The sequence below is a fragment of the Rosenbergiella australiborealis genome, assembly GCF_018494035.1.
In the GTDB taxonomy this organism is placed as follows: Bacteria; Pseudomonadota; Gammaproteobacteria; order Enterobacterales; family Enterobacteriaceae; genus Rosenbergiella; species Rosenbergiella australiborealis.
Window position 1 is genome coordinate 132,111 of record NZ_JABBFO010000006.1, and the last position, 18,161, is coordinate 150,271.

20 protein-coding genes are annotated in these 18,161 nt (G+C 43.8%); 8 read left to right on the forward strand and 12 right to left on the reverse strand.

All coding sequences use genetic code 11. From position 1 onward, the window contains the following. Positions 1 to 32: 32 nt before the first annotated feature. Together pstS and HGT73_RS08355 are read right to left on the reverse strand one after the other, a co-directional pair. Positions 33 to 1,076, reverse strand: coding sequence for a phosphate ABC transporter substrate-binding protein PstS (gene pstS, locus HGT73_RS08350; RefSeq protein WP_214213574.1), 1,044 nt, complete (start codon positions 1,074 to 1,076; stop codon positions 33 to 35). A 587-nt stretch (positions 1,077 to 1,663) separates the two neighbouring features. After that, a complete protein-coding gene (locus HGT73_RS08355; RefSeq protein ID WP_214213577.1) occupies positions 1,664 to 2,128 on the reverse strand; it encodes a Spy/CpxP family protein refolding chaperone in 465 nt (154 codons plus the stop codon). A 150-nt stretch (positions 2,129 to 2,278) separates the two neighbouring features. On the opposite strand from HGT73_RS08355, the gene cpxR reads away from it, so the two are divergent. Genes cpxR through trmL form a run of 3 tightly spaced genes read left to right on the forward strand, consistent with a single transcriptional unit; the run spans position 2,279 to position 4,859 of the window. Further along, positions 2,279 to 2,977 (forward strand): envelope stress response regulator transcription factor CpxR, encoded by a 699-nt coding sequence (gene cpxR / locus HGT73_RS08360; protein ID WP_214213579.1) that lies wholly within the window; start codon positions 2,279 to 2,281, stop codon positions 2,975 to 2,977. Further along, complete coding sequence (gene cpxA, locus HGT73_RS08365) at positions 2,974 to 4,350, forward strand: envelope stress sensor histidine kinase CpxA (protein WP_214213581.1); 1,377 nt, start codon at positions 2,974 to 2,976, stop codon at positions 4,348 to 4,350. Before cpxR ends, cpxA begins: the two co-directional genes overlap by 4 nt. A gap of 35 nt (positions 4,351 to 4,385) precedes the next feature. Continuing rightward, positions 4,386 to 4,859, forward strand: coding sequence for a tRNA (uridine(34)/cytosine(34)/5-carboxymethylaminomethyluridine(34)-2'-O)-methyltransferase TrmL (gene trmL, locus HGT73_RS08370; protein WP_214213584.1), 474 nt, complete (start codon positions 4,386 to 4,388; stop codon positions 4,857 to 4,859). 7 nt (positions 4,860 to 4,866) lie between these two features. Here the strand turns inward: trmL and cysE are convergent, their stop codons facing one another. From cysE to HGT73_RS08395, 5 genes are all read right to left on the reverse strand, one after another. Then, positions 4,867 to 5,685 (reverse strand): serine O-acetyltransferase, encoded by an 819-nt coding sequence (cysE, locus tag HGT73_RS08375; protein ID WP_214213586.1) that lies wholly within the window; start codon positions 5,683 to 5,685, stop codon positions 4,867 to 4,869. A gap of 64 nt (positions 5,686 to 5,749) precedes the next feature. After that, positions 5,750 to 6,760: an NAD(P)H-dependent glycerol-3-phosphate dehydrogenase gene (gpsA, locus tag HGT73_RS08380; protein WP_214213588.1), complete on the reverse strand. Its 1,011-nt coding sequence runs from the start codon at positions 6,758 to 6,760 to the stop codon at positions 5,750 to 5,752. Between the two features lie 5 nt (positions 6,761 to 6,765). Then, the gene (gene secB / locus HGT73_RS08385) at positions 6,766 to 7,227 is read right to left on the reverse strand and encodes a protein-export chaperone SecB (RefSeq protein WP_214213590.1); all 462 of its coding nucleotides are present in this window, start codon (positions 7,225 to 7,227) and stop codon (positions 6,766 to 6,768) included. A gap of 36 nt (positions 7,228 to 7,263) precedes the next feature. After that, entirely contained in the window at positions 7,264 to 7,518 is a 255-nt protein-coding gene (gene grxC, locus HGT73_RS08390) for a glutaredoxin 3 (RefSeq protein WP_214213593.1), read from the reverse strand. A gap of 17 nt (positions 7,519 to 7,535) precedes the next feature. After that, on the reverse strand, positions 7,536 to 7,967 hold the full coding sequence (locus HGT73_RS08395) for a rhodanese-like domain-containing protein (RefSeq protein WP_214213596.1): 432 nt from the start codon (positions 7,965 to 7,967) through the stop codon (positions 7,536 to 7,538). 240 nt (positions 7,968 to 8,207) lie between these two features. Between HGT73_RS08395 and envC the strand changes: the two genes are divergently transcribed. From envC to rfaC, 5 genes are all read left to right on the forward strand, one after another. Further along, positions 8,208 to 9,509, forward strand: coding sequence for a murein hydrolase activator EnvC (envC, locus tag HGT73_RS08400; RefSeq protein WP_214213598.1), 1,302 nt, complete (start codon positions 8,208 to 8,210; stop codon positions 9,507 to 9,509). Between the two features lies 1 nt (position 9,510). Continuing rightward, the gene (locus HGT73_RS08405; protein WP_214213600.1) at positions 9,511 to 10,392 is read left to right on the forward strand and encodes a divergent polysaccharide deacetylase family protein; all 882 of its coding nucleotides are present in this window, start codon (positions 9,511 to 9,513) and stop codon (positions 10,390 to 10,392) included. A 109-nt stretch (positions 10,393 to 10,501) separates the two neighbouring features. Further along, positions 10,502 to 11,431: an ADP-glyceromanno-heptose 6-epimerase gene (rfaD, locus tag HGT73_RS08410; protein ID WP_214213602.1), complete on the forward strand. Its 930-nt coding sequence runs from the start codon at positions 10,502 to 10,504 to the stop codon at positions 11,429 to 11,431. Positions 11,432 to 11,450: 19 nt separating this feature from the next. Then, positions 11,451 to 12,512: an ADP-heptose--LPS heptosyltransferase RfaF gene (rfaF, locus tag HGT73_RS08415; RefSeq protein WP_214213604.1), complete on the forward strand. Its 1,062-nt coding sequence runs from the start codon at positions 11,451 to 11,453 to the stop codon at positions 12,510 to 12,512. Beyond that, entirely contained in the window at positions 12,500 to 13,471 is a 972-nt protein-coding gene (gene rfaC / locus HGT73_RS08420; protein WP_214213606.1) for a lipopolysaccharide heptosyltransferase RfaC, read from the forward strand. Before rfaF ends, rfaC begins: the two co-directional genes overlap by 13 nt. Before the next feature lie 171 nt (positions 13,472 to 13,642). Here rfaC and waaZ read toward each other — a convergent pair whose 3' ends face one another. From waaZ to HGT73_RS08445, 5 genes are read right to left on the reverse strand one after another with little or no spacing between them, the layout of a single operon-like run. Further along, a complete protein-coding gene (waaZ, locus tag HGT73_RS08425; protein WP_214213608.1) occupies positions 13,643 to 14,419 on the reverse strand; it encodes a 3-deoxy-D-manno-oct-2-ulosonate III transferase WaaZ in 777 nt (258 codons plus the stop codon). Between the two features lie 8 nt (positions 14,420 to 14,427). Continuing rightward, positions 14,428 to 15,144 (reverse strand): lipopolysaccharide core heptose(II) kinase RfaY, encoded by a 717-nt coding sequence (locus HGT73_RS08430; protein WP_214213610.1) that lies wholly within the window; start codon positions 15,142 to 15,144, stop codon positions 14,428 to 14,430. 10 nt (positions 15,145 to 15,154) lie between these two features. Beyond that, entirely contained in the window at positions 15,155 to 16,198 is a 1,044-nt protein-coding gene (locus HGT73_RS08435) for a glycosyltransferase (protein WP_214213612.1), read from the reverse strand. A 16-nt stretch (positions 16,199 to 16,214) separates the two neighbouring features. Continuing rightward, a complete protein-coding gene (rfaP, locus tag HGT73_RS08440; RefSeq protein WP_214213614.1) occupies positions 16,215 to 17,012 on the reverse strand; it encodes a lipopolysaccharide core heptose(I) kinase RfaP in 798 nt (265 codons plus the stop codon). Further along, a complete protein-coding gene (locus HGT73_RS08445) occupies positions 16,987 to 18,132 on the reverse strand; it encodes a glycosyltransferase family 4 protein (protein ID WP_214213616.1) in 1,146 nt (381 codons plus the stop codon). Before HGT73_RS08445 ends, rfaP begins: the two co-directional genes overlap by 26 nt. Between the last annotated feature and the right edge of the window lie 29 nt (positions 18,133 to 18,161).

The window sequence follows — 18,161 nt, forward strand, 5'->3', positions numbered from 1 at the left end:
CCTGAAGATTAATAAATGTATCGTGGCGAGAACTAAGGATAAATCGCCTTTCCTGCATCAGTGGTAATGTTTTTCTTCCATGCATCACGCACTAATGTTACGACCGATTCAGGTAAAGCGGCATAATCAAGGCTATTAGCGGTTTTTGACCCTTTTTGATAGCCGTAATCAAAAAACGCTAATACTGCTTTGGCTTTATCTGTATCCATCGGCTTTTTATAGACTAACACATAAGTGGTTGAAGAAATTGGCCATGCATTATTGCCTGCTTGATAGGTCAGGTCTTGAGCAAAACTCTGCTGCCAATTGGCTCCTTTTGCCGCATCGCTGAAAGATTGCTCGTTTGGTGCAATCGCTTTACCGGCCGCATCGACTAATTTGGTATAAGTCAGATTATTTTGTTTTGCATAGGCATATTCAACGTAACCAATTGAACCAGGCAGGCGTTGTACAAACGCTGCCACACCATCATTACCTTTCCCGCCAAGACCTACAGGCCAATTAACGGTGTTACCTTTACCAATTTTACTGTTCCACTCAGGGTTAACTTTGTCTAAGTAACTGGTAAAAACAAATGATGTCCCTGAACCATCAGCGCGACGCACGACATTGATATTCGTGGCAGGAAGTTTTAGACCTGGGTTCAAGGCCACAATTTGTGGGTCGTTCCAAGTAGTAATTTTTCCTAAATAAATATCACCCGTAGTTTTACCATCTAAAATCAGCTGCCCAGATTTAATACCCGGTAGGTTGACGGCTAAAACAACACCTCCAATAACGGTTGGAAACTGAAACAAACCATTTTTCTCAAGGTCTGCATCACTCATCGGCGCATCGGATGCACCAAAGTCGACGGTTTTAGCGATGATTTGTTTAACACCACCTGATGAACCAATACCTTGATAGTTAACTTTACTTCCATTTTCTTTGTAATAATCTGCAGCCCAACGAGAATAGACAGGAGCAGGGAACGTTCCCCCAGCACCCGTCAAATCGGTTGCGGCAAAAGCGGAAACGGTAGTCAATGCTAAGGTGACTGCTGTCAGGTGAGTGGCCATCTTACGCTTCAGTTTCATACTCTCTCCAAAAAGACTCTTCAATTATTATCTATAATGTGTTGCCGCTAAATTAGGACACTTCAATGACATCAAGATGTCACTTTTATGACAGAAATATGACATTCATTTTGGGGTAAATATGATCGTCAGTGCGGGTTTTAACAGAAGTAGTGATCCCTATATTCTCAAGACCTCTCCTTCATACAATAGGGTAAGAGCCCAGTAGCCTCTACAAGCGTCGTCTGTGGGCGACCTGCTTTCAGGATTGAAAGATAAAGTAACCACTGCCTATAATTCTGCCAGTAGTACGCTGTCAGGTTTTTGATAACGAGTGAAAGGTACTGATTTTATAGGCTTTAACTTTACAGCCAGCCCGTATGAAGATGAAGGTTGGATACTCAAAGGCGGGATAGCAGTGTGACCTATTGTCTACACACGTGATGCTATAAACTTCTTAGGGTTGTTATAAATTGGTTTGAATTATAAGGAATTTTTCTAATTACCTGATAAAAAAAACCCCTCATCACTGAGGGGAAAGACAGGAATAATGTCTATGGCAAGGAAAGGGTATGGCATACTACTATGATGCGTATATCACAGTGTTACTACTGTAATTCATTACTACCACATACATTATCTATGCGGTTTTCATAATTTTGCTGAACTTGCTTTTTCTGACTAACCGTCAGAAGTCCATAAATTTGATTGCGTATATGCGCTAATTCCACTTGGGAATTGACTTGCTGGTCAGCCATTTTCTGAGCTTGACGGCGCACGGCTATCTCATCAAAGTCAGGCGATAAAGTTAGCTGTTGCATTAGCTTTACGTCACCAATATCGGTGGTCGAATGACGAAAACGAAACTGATCCGTTAAATCGCGCATTCTTTGGCGTTGAGATTCTGTCAGCTCTATTCCATCAAACATATGAGACTGAATTCGCTGAGTAAGGCTATCATTTATTGTGCAAGGTTGGTTAATCTCATCTTTAATTGAAGTTTCTTGCACTTGAGCATATCCGGCAGAAACTATAAATAAAGAGGAGAAAGCAAGAGCACAATAACGACGCATTTTACCGAGCCTCATAGCTGTTGTTGTTTAAGGCAATGGCGGGTAGTCTAAGCGAGTTGCTGCAAACATCCGTCAGGGGGTGTAAAACTAAGTAAAGTGATAAACACGTCACCATGGAAAAGGGTATTTTGCTGCCGAAGAGGAGATAACATGAATAAAATTTTACTCGTTGATGACGACCGTGAACTAACTTCACTGTTAAAAGAATTACTTGAAATGGAAGGCTTTGATGTAACCGTCGCGGGTGATGGGGAGCAAGCATTATCTTTAATGGATAGCAGCATTGACCTATTGTTGTTAGATGTCATGATGCCTAAAAAGAATGGGCTCGATACATTGAAAGAGCTACGTCAACAACATCAAACACCGGTTATCATGCTTACCGCTAGAGGCAGTGAACTTGATCGGGTTCTGGGGTTAGAACTCGGTGCCGATGACTACCTCCCTAAACCGTTCAATGACCGCGAGTTAGTGGCCCGGATCCGTGCAATACTCCGTCGGTCAAATTGGAGTGAGCAGCAACAAGTTCAAGAAACCAACTCCCCTACTCTAAAAGTCGATGAATTACGTTTGAATCCTGGTCGCCAAGAGGCGAGCTTCGACGACGAACTCCTTGAGTTAACAGGTACTGAGTTCACACTTCTTTATTTGCTAGCCCAACACTTAGGTCAAGTTGTCTCTCGTGAACATCTCAGTCAAGAAGTGCTCGGTAAACGATTAACGCCTTTTGATCGTGCCATTGATATGCATATTTCAAATCTGCGTAGAAAATTACCTGAGCGTCGTGATGGGCATCCTTGGTTTAAAACATTACGAGGTCGTGGTTACTTGATGGTTTCCGCAACATGATTGCCAGTCTGACTACCCGCATCTTTGCGATTTTCTGGTTAACATTAGCGCTCGTGCTAATGTTAGTGCTTATGGTCCCTAAGCTCGACTCTCGACAAATGACATCTCTATTGCCGAGCGAATATCGACAAGGGGCCATGGTCGAGCAACATATCGAAGCTGAATTACGTCAAGACCCTCCTAATGACTTAATGTGGTGGCGCAGACTATATCGTGCCATCGATAAATGGGCTCCACCCGGGCAGCACTTACTTTTGGTCACCTCTGAAGGTCGAGTGATCGGTGCACGCCACAATGAAATGCAAATTATCCGGAATTTTATCGGGCAGTCAGACAACGCCGATCATCCTCAGAAGAAGAAATACGGCCGTCAAGAAATGGCCGGACCTTTCTCTATTCAGGATGGAGAGGATAACTATCAACTTTATATGATCCGTCCTGCCAGTAGCTCTCAATTAGATTTTGTTAATCTCTTATTTGATAGGCCTTGGCTACTTTTACTCGTTACCATGTTAATCAGTACACCTTTACTGCTTTGGCTTGCATGGAGTCTGGCTAAGCCTGCCCGAAAGTTAAAATATGCAGCCGATGAAGTTGCCAGCGGGAATCTTCGCCAACATCCTGAACTTGAATCAGGCCCTCAGGAATTTTTAGCGGCAGGGGCGAGCTTCAACCAAATGGTTAGCGCACTTGAACGTTTAATCAAAGGACAACACCGTTTATTGTCTGATATTAGTCACGAGCTGCGCACCCCCCTTACACGTCTACAATTATCAACAGCATTACTACGCCGGCGCGCAGGAGAAAGTAAAGAGTTAGAACGTATTGAAACTGAAGCACAACGCTTAGATATCATGATCAATGACTTACTCGATCTCTCTCGTACTCAACATAAAAATGCGTTAGTCAGTGAAGCCTTACGGGCAAATCAATTATGGACCGATGTGATTGAAGATGCGCGTTTTGAGGCAGAACAAATGGGGAAAAAGATGGATATTCCCTACCCACCTGGTGCTTGGCCTCTTTATGGTAATCCACACGCATTAGAAAGTGCTGTAGAAAATATCATTCGCAATGCTCTGCGCTATTCGCACTCTGCGATAAGTATCAGTTTTTCAGTCGATCGAAGTGGAATGACGTTACATGTTGACGATGATGGGCCAGGGGTTGACCCACAAGATCGCGAACAAATTTTTAGGCCTTTCTATCGTACTGATGAAGCGCGTGACCGAGCTTCAGGCGGAACCGGGCTAGGACTTGCGATAGTCGATACCGTGATACAGCAACACCACGGACACGTTAAAGCCGAGGATAGTCCACTAGGTGGGTTACGACTAACAATCTGGCTTCCGTTATACTCAGCCAAACAATAATTTGGTATGCTGCGGCTCTCGAAAAGGGAGTCGCTATGATCAATATTGTTTTATTTGAACCAGAAATCCCACCCAATACCGGTAACATTATTCGCCTTTGTGCTAATACAGGATTTTCCCTGCATATCATTGAGCCCTTAGGCTTCGCATGGGATGATAAACGGTTAAGGCGTGCAGGACTGGATTATCACGAATTCACCGCCGTAAAGAAACATGCCAACTACGAAGACTTCCTCGTTAGCGAACAACCAAAGAGACTTTTTGCACTGACAACAAAAGGTACTCCAGCGCATAGTGCCGTTGACTGGCAATCAGGGGATTATCTTATGTTTGGGCCAGAAAGCCGGGGCTTACCGGCCGCAATCCTTGATAGCTTACCAGCGGAACAAAAGATTCGTATACCTATGGTAGAAAATAGCCGCAGTATGAACCTTTCAAATTCTGTTGCCGTGGTGGTGTTTGAAGCATGGCGTCAGTTAGGCTATCAAGGTGCATTACTCAGGGAATAAGCATCCGCTATATGCCATCACCATATTCAAATCCCATCGCTCCGGTGAAATGCTGATCCATTTCCATTGAGGGCTTTTGGCTGGTCGGACGCCCAACGATTCTCGCAGGAATTCCGGCCACTGTCGTATGGGGAGGTACCGCCATTAAGACAACAGAGCCTGCGCCAATTTTGGCACCTTCACCAATCTCAATATTACCGAGAACTTTTGCTCCCGCACCAATCAATACGCCTTCACGAATTTTAGGGTGACGATCACCAGATGTTTTACCTGTGCCCCCCAACGTGACCGATTGTAGAATGGAAACATCATTACCTACCACAGCCGTTTCGCCGATAACGATACCAGTTGCATGGTCTAACAAGATACCGCAACCGATGCTGGCGGCGGGATGGATATCCACCCCAAAAGAGACAGAAATCTCATTTTGTAGATATACCGCTAACGAACGCCTACCTTGGCGCCAAAGCCAATGACCTATACGGTAGGCTTGTAGCGCATGAAAACCCTTTAAATACAGTAGCGGTGTCGAGTATTTGTCGACAGCAGGGTCTCTCTGAGTCACCGCCATGATATCGCGTACCGCAGACATTATCATGGCAGGTTCTTGACGATACGCGTCCTCGACAATATCGCGAATAGCGATAGCCGGCATATTGGCATTGGCGAGCTTATTCGCCAACATATAGCTCAAAGCACTACCAAGGTTATCATGCTTTAACAACGTGGCATGGAAAAAGCTGGCAAGCATGGGTTCACCGGATGCCAATTCTCGCGCTTCAGCTAAAATAGCTTTCCAGATTTGCTCAAGCTCTTCCGCAGACATGACACACTCCTAATAAAAAAACGCCCAAAATGGGCGCAATAATGAGACAATGACTTAAAGTAACTTACTGACTTGTTTCGTCTTTCCTTTCTCGCCCTAATAGAGCGACTGCCGCATCACTGGTCGGCATCCCACAATAGAGTACCAGATAAATTTGTTCCACAATCGGCATTTCCACACCCACGCTGGTCGCCAACAGATAGACCTCTTTGGTATTTCGATAGCCTTCGACAACTTGGCTTATCTCTTCTTGCGCTTTCTCGACCGTCGCACCTTGGCCAAGAAGCATACCAAATCGACGGTTACGTGATTGATTATCTGTACACGTCAATACTAGATCGCCTAACCCTGCCATACCAGTAAAGGTACCCGCTTGCGCACCTAATGCCAAGCCTAGGCGAGACATCTCCGCTAAACCACGCGTGATTAGTGCAGTACGCGCATTTGCCCCAAACCCCATGCCATCAGACATTCCTGCACCAATAGCAATGACATTTTTGACTGCACCCCCAAGCTGTACACCAATCATGTCGTTATTACTGTAGACACGAAAACTTTTACCACAATGTAGTTTTTTCTGTAGATCTGCAGCGAACTGATGATTTTTGGACGCCAACGCAATCGCAGTTGGCATGCCCGCAGCAAGTTCTTTTGCAAACGTGGGCCCTGAAATGACGGCCAGCGGTATATCCGGGCCTAAAATTTCTCTTGCTACCTCTTCAAGTAAGCGACCGGTCTCAACCTCAAGCCCTTTAGTGGCCCAAACAATACGGCTATCTGAATGTAATAGCGGTTTTAATTGTTTTAATACTTGCCCAAAAACATGACTCGGTACAACCACCAGAAGATCACGACTTTGTGAAACGGCAACATCGAGTTGAGAGGTTAACGCAAGATTTTCAGGAAAAGGAACATCAGAAAGAAATTCAGCATTACAACGTTGCTCACTTAACCGCGCAATATGTTGTGGATTATGCCCCCATAACACCACAGGATAACCATTACGGGCTAAGGTTATAGCTAAAGCGGTGCCGTAAGACCCGGCACCGATCACACTCACGCTAGCTTCACGCATCGTGATTAAGCGTCCTGCGCGACTTCACCACCTTCTTGCTGCTGAAGGTAGTTCATAAAAAGTGCATCGAAGTTAACAGGGGCTAAGTTCAACTGAGGGAAGGTACCGCGTGAAACTAATGCTGAAATACATTCACGAGCATATGGGAACAGAATGTTCGGGCAGTATGCGCCTAAACAGTGGGCCATTTGTGAACCCTCAATACCCGAAATAGTGAAGATACCTGCTTGCTGAACTTCACATAAAAATGCCGTATCGTCGCCAACGGTTGCCGTCACGGTAACACGGAGAACCACTTCATAAATACCTTCTGAAAGCTGGGTCGAACCTGTATCGAGATCTAACTTGATATCAGGCTCCCACTCTTTTTGAAAGATTTGTGGAGCATTAGGAGCTTCAAAAGAGATATCTTTTGTGTAAACACGTTGAATCTGAAAAGTCATTTCATTCGGGTTCTGTTCTGACATGATACTCAATCCTTTAAAACAAAATAGAGCCTACTATTAGGCATTCAGTAATGGGTCTAATTCTGCACGCTGTTCCAATGCAAATAAATCATCGCATCCCCCAACATGGTGTTGACCAATAAAAATTTGGGGTACTGTCGTACGTTGACTACGATCTATCATTTCTGCTCGTTTATCGCTGTCATTATCAATAGCAATTTCGTGATATTTCACCCCTTTTTGATCTAACAGTGCTTTTGCACGATGACAAAAAGGACAGGTTTGTTTGGTATAGATATCGATGGATGCCATAAACGCCTCTTTAGGATTTATTTACCACGTACTAATGGAAGGTTTTCACTGCTCCACCCACTAATACCGTCTTTTAATACGGATACTTTTTCAAAACCTGCTGTATTGAGTTTCGATGCCGCATCACTTGCACTTTGTCCTGTTGCACAAACAACAATAAGCGGTTGAGATTTATATTTTTCTAACTCTGTGAAATTACCTTTCTTGATCTCTTCACTGCTAACATGCAAGGCACCAGAGATATGACCACGACGAAAATCATCACGGCCGCGAACATCAACAACGACTGCATTTTCTTTATTGATTAGGTGAGTAGCTTCACCACGCCCAATCATTTTTATTTTAGAAAACAGTCCTTTGAAGGTAGTGACAATAACAAGTATGAGTAATGCTACCCAAGCCAAACTTAAGATAAGGTGGTTATGTACAAATTCCATAATTTCTTGCATAAGAAAAACAACTCCGAGAACGATCTACTATAAAATAATCCGCGCAGCGTCTAAATTAGCTGCGTAGTTGGAACAGCGCTGCAAAATGGGAATTATCTAGTCTGATAACCATAGAGAGCCCCTTTCACACTACTGAATTCTTACCTATTATCTGATTATGCCACTATTATAGGCTGTACACTATAAAACCCGAGCGTTACTCTGGTAACCCGTGAAACATCATGGAATAATCTCAGCCTTATGACGGAAAAAAAGCGTTTCACTCTATCTCTTTCAGCTCGGCATAACACGATGTTGTCTAAACAATCTCGCCTTCTACCGCTGACCCCTAGCCTGCTGCTTTGCGCGGGCTTACTGACTTTACCTATTTTTAGTCACGCTGACGACAGTCAATCGGCGCTGCGCTCAATTCAACAAGATATTGCGGCGAAAGAGCGTAGTGTTCAAGCACAAAAACAACAACGTGACGATTTATTGGGTAAATTACAGAGCCAAGAGAAACTAATTGCTCAGGCTAGTCGGCAATTACGTGAAACGCAGTTAACGTTAAATAGTATCAATGCTGATATTCAACAACTTACTGATTCTATTGAAGAACTAATTCGCTCGCAAGCCCACGAGGAAGACGTCCTCGCCGCACAACTTGATGCAGCCTTTCGGCAAGGTCAACATAGCGGATTAGAATTACTATTAAGTGGTGAAGATGGGCAGCGAAGTGATCGCATGCTAACTTACTTCCGCTATTTAAATACCGCCCGCCAAGAGAATATTGAGTCCTTAAAACAAACTCGTGCTGATCTCGCTGATAAAAAGTCACAATTAGTGATCCGTCAGCAGCAGCAGCAAGCCCTCTTAACACAACAACAGGGCCAGCAAGATAAATTACAGGCGGCCCAGAATGCCCGTCAAAAAACGCTACAACAACTGAATGCTTCTTTACAGAGAGATCAAGCAGATCTCGCAGAGATGCGCCAGAATGAGAATCGGTTACAAAACCAGATAGCCAGGGCGGCTCAAGAAGCCAAAGCCCGTGCAGCCAGTGAAGCAAGGGCTGCAGAGCAAGTTAAGCAACGCCAAGCGCAAGCGCAAGCAAAAGGGTCGACTTACCGTCCAACGGAAGGTGAAAAAGAGCTCATCGCCCGAACCGGTGGGCTGGGGCGTGCAAATGGTCAATATCCTTGGCCAATTCATGGCCGTCTGATCCATCGTTTTGGTGATAACTTACAAGGCGAGTTACGCTGGAAAGGATTAGTTATCGGTGCGCCAGAAGGTACCGATGTACGTGCTATTGCCGATGGACGAGTCCTGATGGCCGACTGGTTACAAGGATACGGATTAGTTGTGGTGATTGAGCACGGAAAAGGTGATATGAGTCTTTACGGCTATAATCAAAGCGCTCTCGTCAACGTTGGCCAACAAGTAAGAGCCGGGCAACCTATTGCTTTAGTCGGCAGCAGCGGTGGACAAGGCACACCGGGGCTTTACTTTGAAATCAGACGGCAAGGACAAGCGGTCAACCCTTTAAGCTGGTTAGGAAAATAATGTGCGAAAGTTAGTGACCTCTCTTATCACTGTCGGTTTCTTGATATTCGTTCACTCGACGCAAGCAGGACAACTGGCATTGGTTATTGATGACTTTGGCTATCGTCCGGTCGAAGAGCATAAAGTGATTGCACTTCCCAACACTATCTCAATTGCGGTATTACCTGATGCGCCATACTCACGCACGATGGCGACTCTCGCCCACCAAGCGGGCCATGAAGTTTTGATTCATTTACCGATGGCTCCAATGAGTAAACAGCCATTAGAGATTAACACCTTAACGCCGGAAATGAGCCAGACCCAAGTTCAGAGTATTATCGAACATGCTATCCGCCAAGTTCCGTATGCTGTCGGGTTGAATAATCATATGGGAAGCCGGATGACATCCAGCTTACCGGCGATGCAAAAAGTCATGAATGTGTTGAATCACCATCAACTCTATTTCTTAGATAGCGTAACTATCGGTAACACCCAGGCTGTCAATGCTGCACGGGGTACCTCTGTAGAGGTATTGAAAAGAAATGTTTTTTTAGATGATACACAGGATGAAGCCGATATCCGTTATCAATTTCAACGCGCTATCAAACTCGCACAGCGTAATGGTTCAGCGATCGCGATTGGTCACCCACATCCGACAACAGTGAAGGTTTTACAGCAATTGCTCACGACCTTACCTCCGGATATCCATTTAGTAAAACTGAGCCAGTTGCTCCCTCATTCTCCAACCGCTGTTCAACAACAGCGACCGTCATTGTTGGTATTAGGTGCAAACTGCCCACGTATTGATCCTTTACGTCAGGGGAAACCTGCGGAGGGAATTATGATTATTTACACTGCGCTGCGTGACAGTCAGTTTGTCCGAGACGTGAAAGCCTTATTCTAATTCGCGTGGCCTTATCGGCGACACACTACCATCCTGATGTGTAGATGGTATGATTTACCTTAGTTAACTCGAGCATCAATCGAGTCTCCTCTTAGTCGAAAGGTGATTTATGATTATTGTAACTGGTGGTGCCGGCATGATCGGCAGTAATATCGTTAAAGCACTAAACGATCGTGGCTATAACGATATTTTGGTGGTCGATAACCTCAAAGATGGCACTAAGTTCATTAATCTCGCTGATCTGGATATCAGCGATTACATGGATAAAGAAGAATTTTTAATGAGTATCGTCGCCGGCGATGATCTCGGCCCTATTGAAGCCATTTTCCACGAGGGTGCATGCTCTGCAACCACAGAGTGGGATGGCAAATATATGATGGATAATAATTACCAGTACTCAAAAGAACTTCTTCACTTCTGTTTAGAGCGTCAAATTCCTTTCTTATATGCTTCTTCAGCCTCAACCTATGGTGGTAGAGACAGCGATTTCATTGAAGAACGTCAATACGAATCGCCATTGAACGTCTATGGCTATTCTAAAATGCTCTTCGATCATTATGTGAGAAGTATTCTGCCTGAAGCTGAGTCACCTGTCTGTGGGTTCCGTTATTTCAATGTTTATGGGCCACGAGAAGGCCATAAAGGAAGTATGGCGAGCGTTGCTTTTCACCTAAATAATCAAATAAATCAAGGTGAAAACCCTAAACTTTTCGCGGGAAGTGAGCAGTTTAAACGTGATTTCATCTATGTTGAGGATGTCGCTGACGTCAATCTTTGGTGTTGGGAAAATGGCGTATCGGGTATTTTCAACTGTGGTACCGGTAAAGCAGAATCCTTCCAAGTCGTTGCTGATACGGTATTAGCTCATCATCAACAAGGTGAGATCGAATATATCCCTTTTCCAGAGAAACTGAAGGGCCGTTATCAAACCTATACACAAGCTGATCTGACTCGACTTAGAGCCGCAGGTTATACCAAGCCTTTTAAAACTGTCGCTGAAGGCGTCAGTGAATATATGCGCTGGCTCAACAAGCCTTAAGAGAGTGGACGCCTTATCGATGAAAATATTAGTGATTGCTCCATCATGGGTGGGTGACATGATGATGTCACAAAGCCTTTATCAAACGCTGAAAGCACAATGGCCACAGGCTACTATTGATGTGATGGCGCCAGCTTGGTGCCGGCCACTGCTTGCTCGAATGCCGGAAGTTAATCAGGCGATAGCAATGCCAATCGGTCATGGAAGTTTAGCGCTTGGCGATCGTTATAAACTCGGTAAGGCGCTACGACATAATCATTACGACCGCGCTTACGTATTACCCAACTCCTTTAAGTCTGCCCTAATCCCTTGGTTTGCAGGTATTAAGCTGCGTACCGGCTGGTTGGGTGAAATGCGTTATGGTCTATTAAATGATCATCGACGTTTAGATAACGCCGCATTCCCCTTGATGGTTGAACGTTATATCGCACTTGCTTATGAAAAGAGCAATGTTTCACGGGCGACTGATTTACCCAAACCACTCGCCCGTCCAGCCTTAACCGTCTCACAAAGAGAAATATTAGAAACCGCTGCACTTTTCAGTCTTCATGCTGACCGGCCATTAATTGGTTTTTGCCCAGGCGCTGAATTCGGTCCCGCAAAGCGTTGGCCTGATTATCATTATGCGGCACTCGCCAAACTTCTTATCGCAAAAGGCTACCAAGTGGCACTTTTTGGCTCAGCCAAAGATAACGAAGCGGGTGCCGAAATTATTGCGCGACTTTCAGATGATGAGGCCACACACTGTATTAATCTCGCGGGTAAAACCGAATTAGATCAGGCCGTAGTTTTGCTTGCACACTGCCATGCAGTGGTGACCAATGATTCAGGGCTTATGCATGTCGCTGCAGCGCTTAATCGTCCTCTCGTCGCACTTTATGGTCCGAGTAGTCCCGATTTTACGCCGCCGTTGACCGATAAAGCACGCATCATCCGCCTTATTACTGGCTATCATAAAATTCGTAAAGGGGAGAGTGATCAAGGCTATCACCAAAGCCTGATTAATATTACCCCTCAGCAAGTCGCTAGTGAATTGAACGATCTGTTAGCTAACGTTCAGGAGCACGAATGCGCGTCTTAATCGTCAAGACATCCTCGATGGGCGATGTTATTCATACACTTCCTGCCCTCACGGATGCCTTGCAAAACATTCCCACTATTCGTTTTGACTGGGTTGTCGAGGAAGGATTTAGTCAAATACCTTCTTGGCACCAAGCGGTTGACCGTGTTATTCCCGTTGCTGTTCGTCGCTGGCGTAAAAATTGGTTTCGAGAAGATATTCGAGCTGAACGTAAGCATTTTTATCAACAGCTAACCTGCGTACATTACGATGCAGTTATTGATGCGCAGGGGCTGATTAAAAGCTCAGCGCTAATCACTCGAAAAAGTCGGGGGATCAAACACGGCCTCGACTGGCAAAGTGCGCGTGAACCAGTGGCGAGTTGGTGGTATGACCGTTCTTACCGATTAGCCAAACAGCAGCATGCGGTAGAAAAAATTCGTGCTCTGTTTGCACGCAGTTTAGGCTATCAAAAACCGACAACACCAGGCGATTACGCGATTGCCCAACATTTTTTGAACACGCTTCCCGAAGATGCTAACCACTATTTAATATTTTTACATGCCACAACGCGTGATGATAAACACTGGCCGGAAAGTGCTTGGGAAGCGTTGATCGATTTAGTCACTGCTCGTGGGCTAAAGATTAAATTACCCTGGGGGTCAGAGGTCGAGCATCAACGGGCCATTAGATTAGCAACTGGACGCCCGCAAGTGGAGGTTTTACCGAAATTGACACTCAGTGAAGTTGCTAAGCAATTGGCGGGGGCCAGAGCGGTAGTTTCTGTTGATACCGGACTGAGTCATTTAACCGCAGCATTGGACCGTCCAAATATCACGTTATATGGCCCGACTGATCCAGCGTTAATCGGCGGATATGGTAAGAACCAACACGTTATTAAAGGTCAACCGGAGGGTAAAATGAGTGAAATTGAGCCTAATACCGTTCTCGACAAACTGATCACTATTTGTGGTATCTGAGTCTACAAGACGCCTAGCTCCCTAGAGAGATAGGCGTCTGGACTCGAACTATTTTTCACGTTGTATATGATGAAAATAGCTAACCATACACCTCGCTGTAATAATCCAAGCAGAATTGATAAAGCTAGACACTCTTCGATATTGTGCAGCAGTAGCGAGGGCACATACGCTCTACTGGTTTTCATCATCCTTGATCAATGGAATGATGTCATAAGGAATCGAGGTGACCGTAGATAATGTATAGACAGGGGGATTGACCTTTTCTTTCATAAATCGCAATACGGCAATAATTTTTTGCGTATCTTTGCTAAGCTCTGACGGCATTGTAGCCTCGCCTCGCCGGTCATAAAAACGCTGGCCACCTTGTGTTAAATCGAAGCCTGCACAGATTATCTTTTGATAGGCAAGAGAATAAGCCAATTGTATCGCTGCATAAGCAACCGTCTTACAATTGCAATAACCGATAGTAATATCTTTTGAAAAGCCTTTTAATCTTTTCTTTCTCGAAAAGGGTACATCCATAATTACACTCGGATACTTAGCACAAAAAAGACCATATCTTATTTTTTTTAAAGGGCCTGCTTTTTCCCTTTTATATAATTCTTTTAAAATAAAACAATGGTCATTCAGCCAAGCTTGTAAATCGGCAGGAGCGGAATCATAAACCTCTTGATTAATAAAAGTAAAACAACTTTCTGTGCTAAAGCGTTTAAATTCTTCAAAACGTTGTAAAGGGAAACGACCATCAGTTACGAGATAAATGAAAGGTTTGATTTCATTATCAATCAGATAATGGGCGGAGCCATTTACAGCAATAATATCTTTAGCGCGTAATAATGAGAGGGATACCTCAGCAGCGGAAGGCCCAGAAAGAAAAATTAGACACTCTTTATGTTTTCTTTTCTGACGCAAATCGTTGAGCTGCACGGCTGAAAAAAATGAGCGCATTGTAGACCCTATGCTGAACGCTTAATCAAATACCCTTTAAACGCCTTAATTTTTTTGCGAAATTGAGATTTACGCTTGACCCACTGGTAAGAAAAACCACGCTCAAAATCGCAGATTCCAAAGTGTCTCTCAAGATCGATAAAATCCTTAGCGGCACGCAAGGGAGTATATGTTTTTCCTGATAAATCAATCACTCTAACTTGCCCTTTCGATAGCATAAAATTTTGCTCGTGGGCATCATCAAAAATAACATTATTTTGATGCAAAACTTTTACGCTTTCTAATACTTCAGATTTAATCTGATCAGTTAACTCACCTCTTTGAGCCAAAATATTCATTTCGACGCCAGGAATATACTCGATAATCATAATAAATCGACTGACATAATTGAAAATTTTGGTTTCAGCGAGGAGATAAAAATCGTTTGGAAACGTAATGTTACGCTGACGAAGCATGGCAGTCTGTTTAAAAAGTGTTAAAAAATAATCCCCTTTGAAAAAGGATTTAAAGAAACGTTCAACTGATTTTTCTTGCGGTACGAAGACTTTTAAAACGTAAAGTTTTCCTTCTTTTTCAACCAAGGTCACTTTAGTATCTGGGACATTTCTAAATACTTTCAGCGTCGTTAACTGACAATGAAGAAAATCATCCAACATACTGATGAAAAATTCATCATTGCCTTTCGTGTAAACGGTGTACCCAGCAAGTTTAGATTGAGTGACCATGGCTCTCTGTTTATCGCAAAGAAAGTAATTTACGGAGTAAGTATCTTAAAAAATATCCATATCCTTTAAGTCGTTTTTTCTGTTTTGTCAGATGCTTATAGCAGTAACGATATTGGTACGTCGACGTCGGTTGTTGCAACGGCTCACTATTCCAAGGAGAGTCTGCTTTTGCCTTTTGAAATGCTTCAGCACTCGCATACTGCGCCCAAAGGTGCCAAGGCTTAGTAGGCCCAATAAAATGTATAAAGATACATTGTGAGGTAAAACGTTTACGCTTAACCTCGTTGAGTTCATAGTTAAGGCTATATTGAGTATTATAAGCACTATTCAGAAAAATTTTTTTATCAATGAGCGCTAAATTCAGTAAATCTTGATCATAAAATGTCAATTTCCCTTGAATCTCTGGATTGGCGGCAAGCATTAATACTTGTTCTAAAATACCTTCTCGGCGCCAAGACTCTAAATTGAGTAGCATTACTCCTGAATTGAAATAGCCTTGCGCCAACGCTTTACAGCCAAGCACCTTAGCCTGATGAGCCCACCAAGTAGCATCACGCTCAGGGACAACGGCAGCCACGGTACTACTCAAATCAAGTTCTAATAATTCAGTAATACTGCCCTGACAAATCACATCCGCATCTAAATAAAGCATTCTATCCGCAGACTGTGCTAATACCTGAGCCATAATAAAACGATAATAAATAGCGGCAGACCAGAGCCGATTTGTCGGCAACTGTGCGAAATAGTCATTATCAAGCGTGTAGAGCGTAATCACTAACGCATACTGCTGAGCAAGGTGAAATAGCTTTTGCTGATCAAGTTGCGAAATATCATTACTAAAAAGATGAAAATGGCAACAAACTTCAGGATTATTAGTAATCACTGAGGCCATTGAAATCTGACATCCTAGTAAGAAATCACCATCAGCGCCCCAGCCAACATGAAGTTGAACCGCTCTCTCACTTACCGCACAAGGATTAATAACAGTCTGTTTTTTGATTGATTTCTCACATGCTAATAAAGACATAGCGGGTAAGTTTTTTTCAGCAGTCATAATAGCCCTACATCAATTAAAGATTTTTTCTCAGCGTACGCTGTTTAATTTTTTCTGCTTTTTTCTGGGCTTGGCGAATCAGCCCACGCTCTTTTTGAAAAATTTCATGTACTGTTTTTTCAAAATATTCAGCCAAAAAGTAACAATAATCGCGTAACGACAATGCCAGTGGAAAACTTGAATAGTAAAGTGCAATAAGATCTTTATCGCGCCAACGTAAAGGTGTTTTCTTGCGTATTTGCGCTCGATGCAGGTCAATGACCGAGAGTGTAGCTGTCCCCTTACACTCATCGAAGGGAAGCGCTAAAAGGAAATGACAAATATAACAATCACGATGATTAAGTCCTGACCGATGCATCGCGCCTACCGTTCGTGCAAGTTGTCGAATGAGCTCTCTTTTAACACAGTATCGCGGTGGCTCTATCGCCCAATTCGCACAGTAATCTTCAAGACTTACCGCTGGGTTTAAATCTTTAGTAATGATAAATGACTCACGTTGCAAGGGGTTCCAGTGACGTTGCCCATAGCCATAACAACTCATTGTCGGCACATTAACGTTGTGAAGATGTGCGATAGCTTGCCATTCGTTTTTCGCGCCTAGAACAGGTAGACGTAAAGTGATCAGGTTTTTGAATACTTCTTTTAAGGCTGTACCACGGTGGTATTTAACGAAGTAACTTTCCCCTTTAAAGTCAAAGCGCATTGTCTTTCTCGCTTCCACTTGTCGATAGGTTTCACCTTGTAGCGCTAAAATTTCAGCATACGGATCACTGTGTGCCCAAGCTTGTTTAAAGGGTTGTTCGAGTTGCAACATATTTCGCTCTCTTCTCAATAATGTCTGCTGCCTGTTCAGGTAGACCATACATATCGTGTTGATCACAGTAACGTTGTGCTGCCTGCGACCATAACAGTAGTTGCTCAGGATGCTTTAACGCATTGAGAACAGCTTGGTTAAAGTGGTCCTGGCTAAAAGGCTCGCTGATCACTACACCGCTCTCTGCGTCGGAAAGATAAGGCGCATTGCCGCATACCTCAGTACAAATTACCGGTAGACTAGACGCTAAGGCTTCAATCAAAACAATTCCTGCGGCTTCTTGGTGTGCCGGATGAAGAAGCAAATCTGCTGCGGCCATTAACTGCGGAATATCTTCTCTACCTTGGTGAAAGAAGACCCGATCCGCGATACCTTTTTTTTCAGCATATTTACGGTAAACAGCGGGATTGTCATCACCGACCACCCAAAATATCACTTTTTCCTTGAGTGGTGAGGCTAAGGCAGCGATAGCCTCTAGACTCCGCAACACCCCTTTACGACGAAAATCAGACCCTACTTGAAGGAGAAAAAAAGTATCCGTATTGATGCCTAAGGCGTGACGGATCTCATCTCGATAAACATTGCGTTGATGAGGTAAAAATTGTTGTCGATCAATACCAGGAGAAAGTAAATGAAAGCGGGTCGATGGTGTATGGTAAAACGCACTGAAGTCTGCTTGTTGCTGTGGCGTTAATACTAAAATTTCAGTATTTGAATGAGTAGAAAATACGGCTTTTTCTGCCTGGAGATAACTGCGATACCGCGGTGTTAGCGTATATAAATACCCTTTTTCCCTAGCGGCTTTAGCGGCGAAGCAAACATCTGCGGCAAAATAAATATCCAGCCCAGGCATTTTATTAAATCCTACCAACAAATCATCAGGATTGTTCAGACGATATGCTGCAATCCAACGGCTAAAGTGGTGGTTACGAGTATGATTAGATATCCCTTTTTTAGGTACAATAATCACTTCAAATCCTGGACACTTCTCTCCCTGCCATTCAGAGGTGTAGACGACTATATGATGTCCGCGCTGTTGGCAGGCTACTGCAATACGCCTAAAGTCTCGTTGCTGCCCGCCATAAGGGAAATATTTGTGTAAGCTAAAGGCTATTTTCACGTAAAACTCCTCACAAAGGGCTTTAGAAT

Excerpts from the sequence above, each read along its gene's own strand:
- pstS (WP_214213574.1), bottom strand. The coding sequence starts at position 1,076 with ATGAAACTGAAGCGTAAGATGGCCACTCACCTGACAGCAGTCACCTTA.
- waaZ (WP_214213608.1), bottom strand. The coding sequence starts at position 14,419 with ATGCGCTCATTTTTTTCAGCCGTGCAGCTCAACGATTTGCGTCAGAAA.
- rfaD (WP_214213602.1), top strand. The coding sequence starts at position 10,502 with ATGATTATTGTAACTGGTGGTGCCGGCATGATCGGCAGTAATATCGTT.
- gpsA (WP_214213588.1), bottom strand. The coding sequence starts at position 6,760 with ATGCGTGAAGCTAGCGTGAGTGTGATCGGTGCCGGGTCTTACGGCACC.
- cpxR (WP_214213579.1), top strand. The coding sequence starts at position 2,279 with ATGAATAAAATTTTACTCGTTGATGACGACCGTGAACTAACTTCACTG.
- secB (WP_214213590.1), bottom strand. The coding sequence starts at position 7,227 with ATGTCAGAACAGAACCCGAATGAAATGACTTTTCAGATTCAACGTGTT.
- cpxA (WP_214213581.1), top strand. The coding sequence starts at position 2,974 with ATGATTGCCAGTCTGACTACCCGCATCTTTGCGATTTTCTGGTTAACA.
- HGT73_RS08395 (WP_214213596.1), bottom strand. The coding sequence starts at position 7,967 with ATGCAAGAAATTATGGAATTTGTACATAACCACCTTATCTTAAGTTTG.
- rfaC (WP_214213606.1), top strand. The coding sequence starts at position 12,500 with ATGCGCGTCTTAATCGTCAAGACATCCTCGATGGGCGATGTTATTCAT.
- rfaF (WP_214213604.1), top strand. The coding sequence starts at position 11,451 with ATGAAAATATTAGTGATTGCTCCATCATGGGTGGGTGACATGATGATG.
- HGT73_RS08435 (WP_214213612.1), bottom strand. The coding sequence starts at position 16,198 with ATGACTGCTGAAAAAAACTTACCCGCTATGTCTTTATTAGCATGTGAG.
- HGT73_RS08430 (WP_214213610.1), bottom strand. The coding sequence starts at position 15,144 with ATGGTCACTCAATCTAAACTTGCTGGGTACACCGTTTACACGAAAGGC.
- rfaP (WP_214213614.1), bottom strand. The coding sequence starts at position 17,012 with ATGTTGCAACTCGAACAACCCTTTAAACAAGCTTGGGCACACAGTGAT.
- envC (WP_214213598.1), top strand. The coding sequence starts at position 8,208 with ATGACGGAAAAAAAGCGTTTCACTCTATCTCTTTCAGCTCGGCATAAC.
- HGT73_RS08355 (WP_214213577.1), bottom strand. The coding sequence starts at position 2,128 with ATGCGTCGTTATTGTGCTCTTGCTTTCTCCTCTTTATTTATAGTTTCT.
- grxC (WP_214213593.1), bottom strand. The coding sequence starts at position 7,518 with ATGGCATCCATCGATATCTATACCAAACAAACCTGTCCTTTTTGTCAT.
- cysE (WP_214213586.1), bottom strand. The coding sequence starts at position 5,685 with ATGTCTGCGGAAGAGCTTGAGCAAATCTGGAAAGCTATTTTAGCTGAA.
- trmL (WP_214213584.1), top strand. The coding sequence starts at position 4,386 with ATGATCAATATTGTTTTATTTGAACCAGAAATCCCACCCAATACCGGT.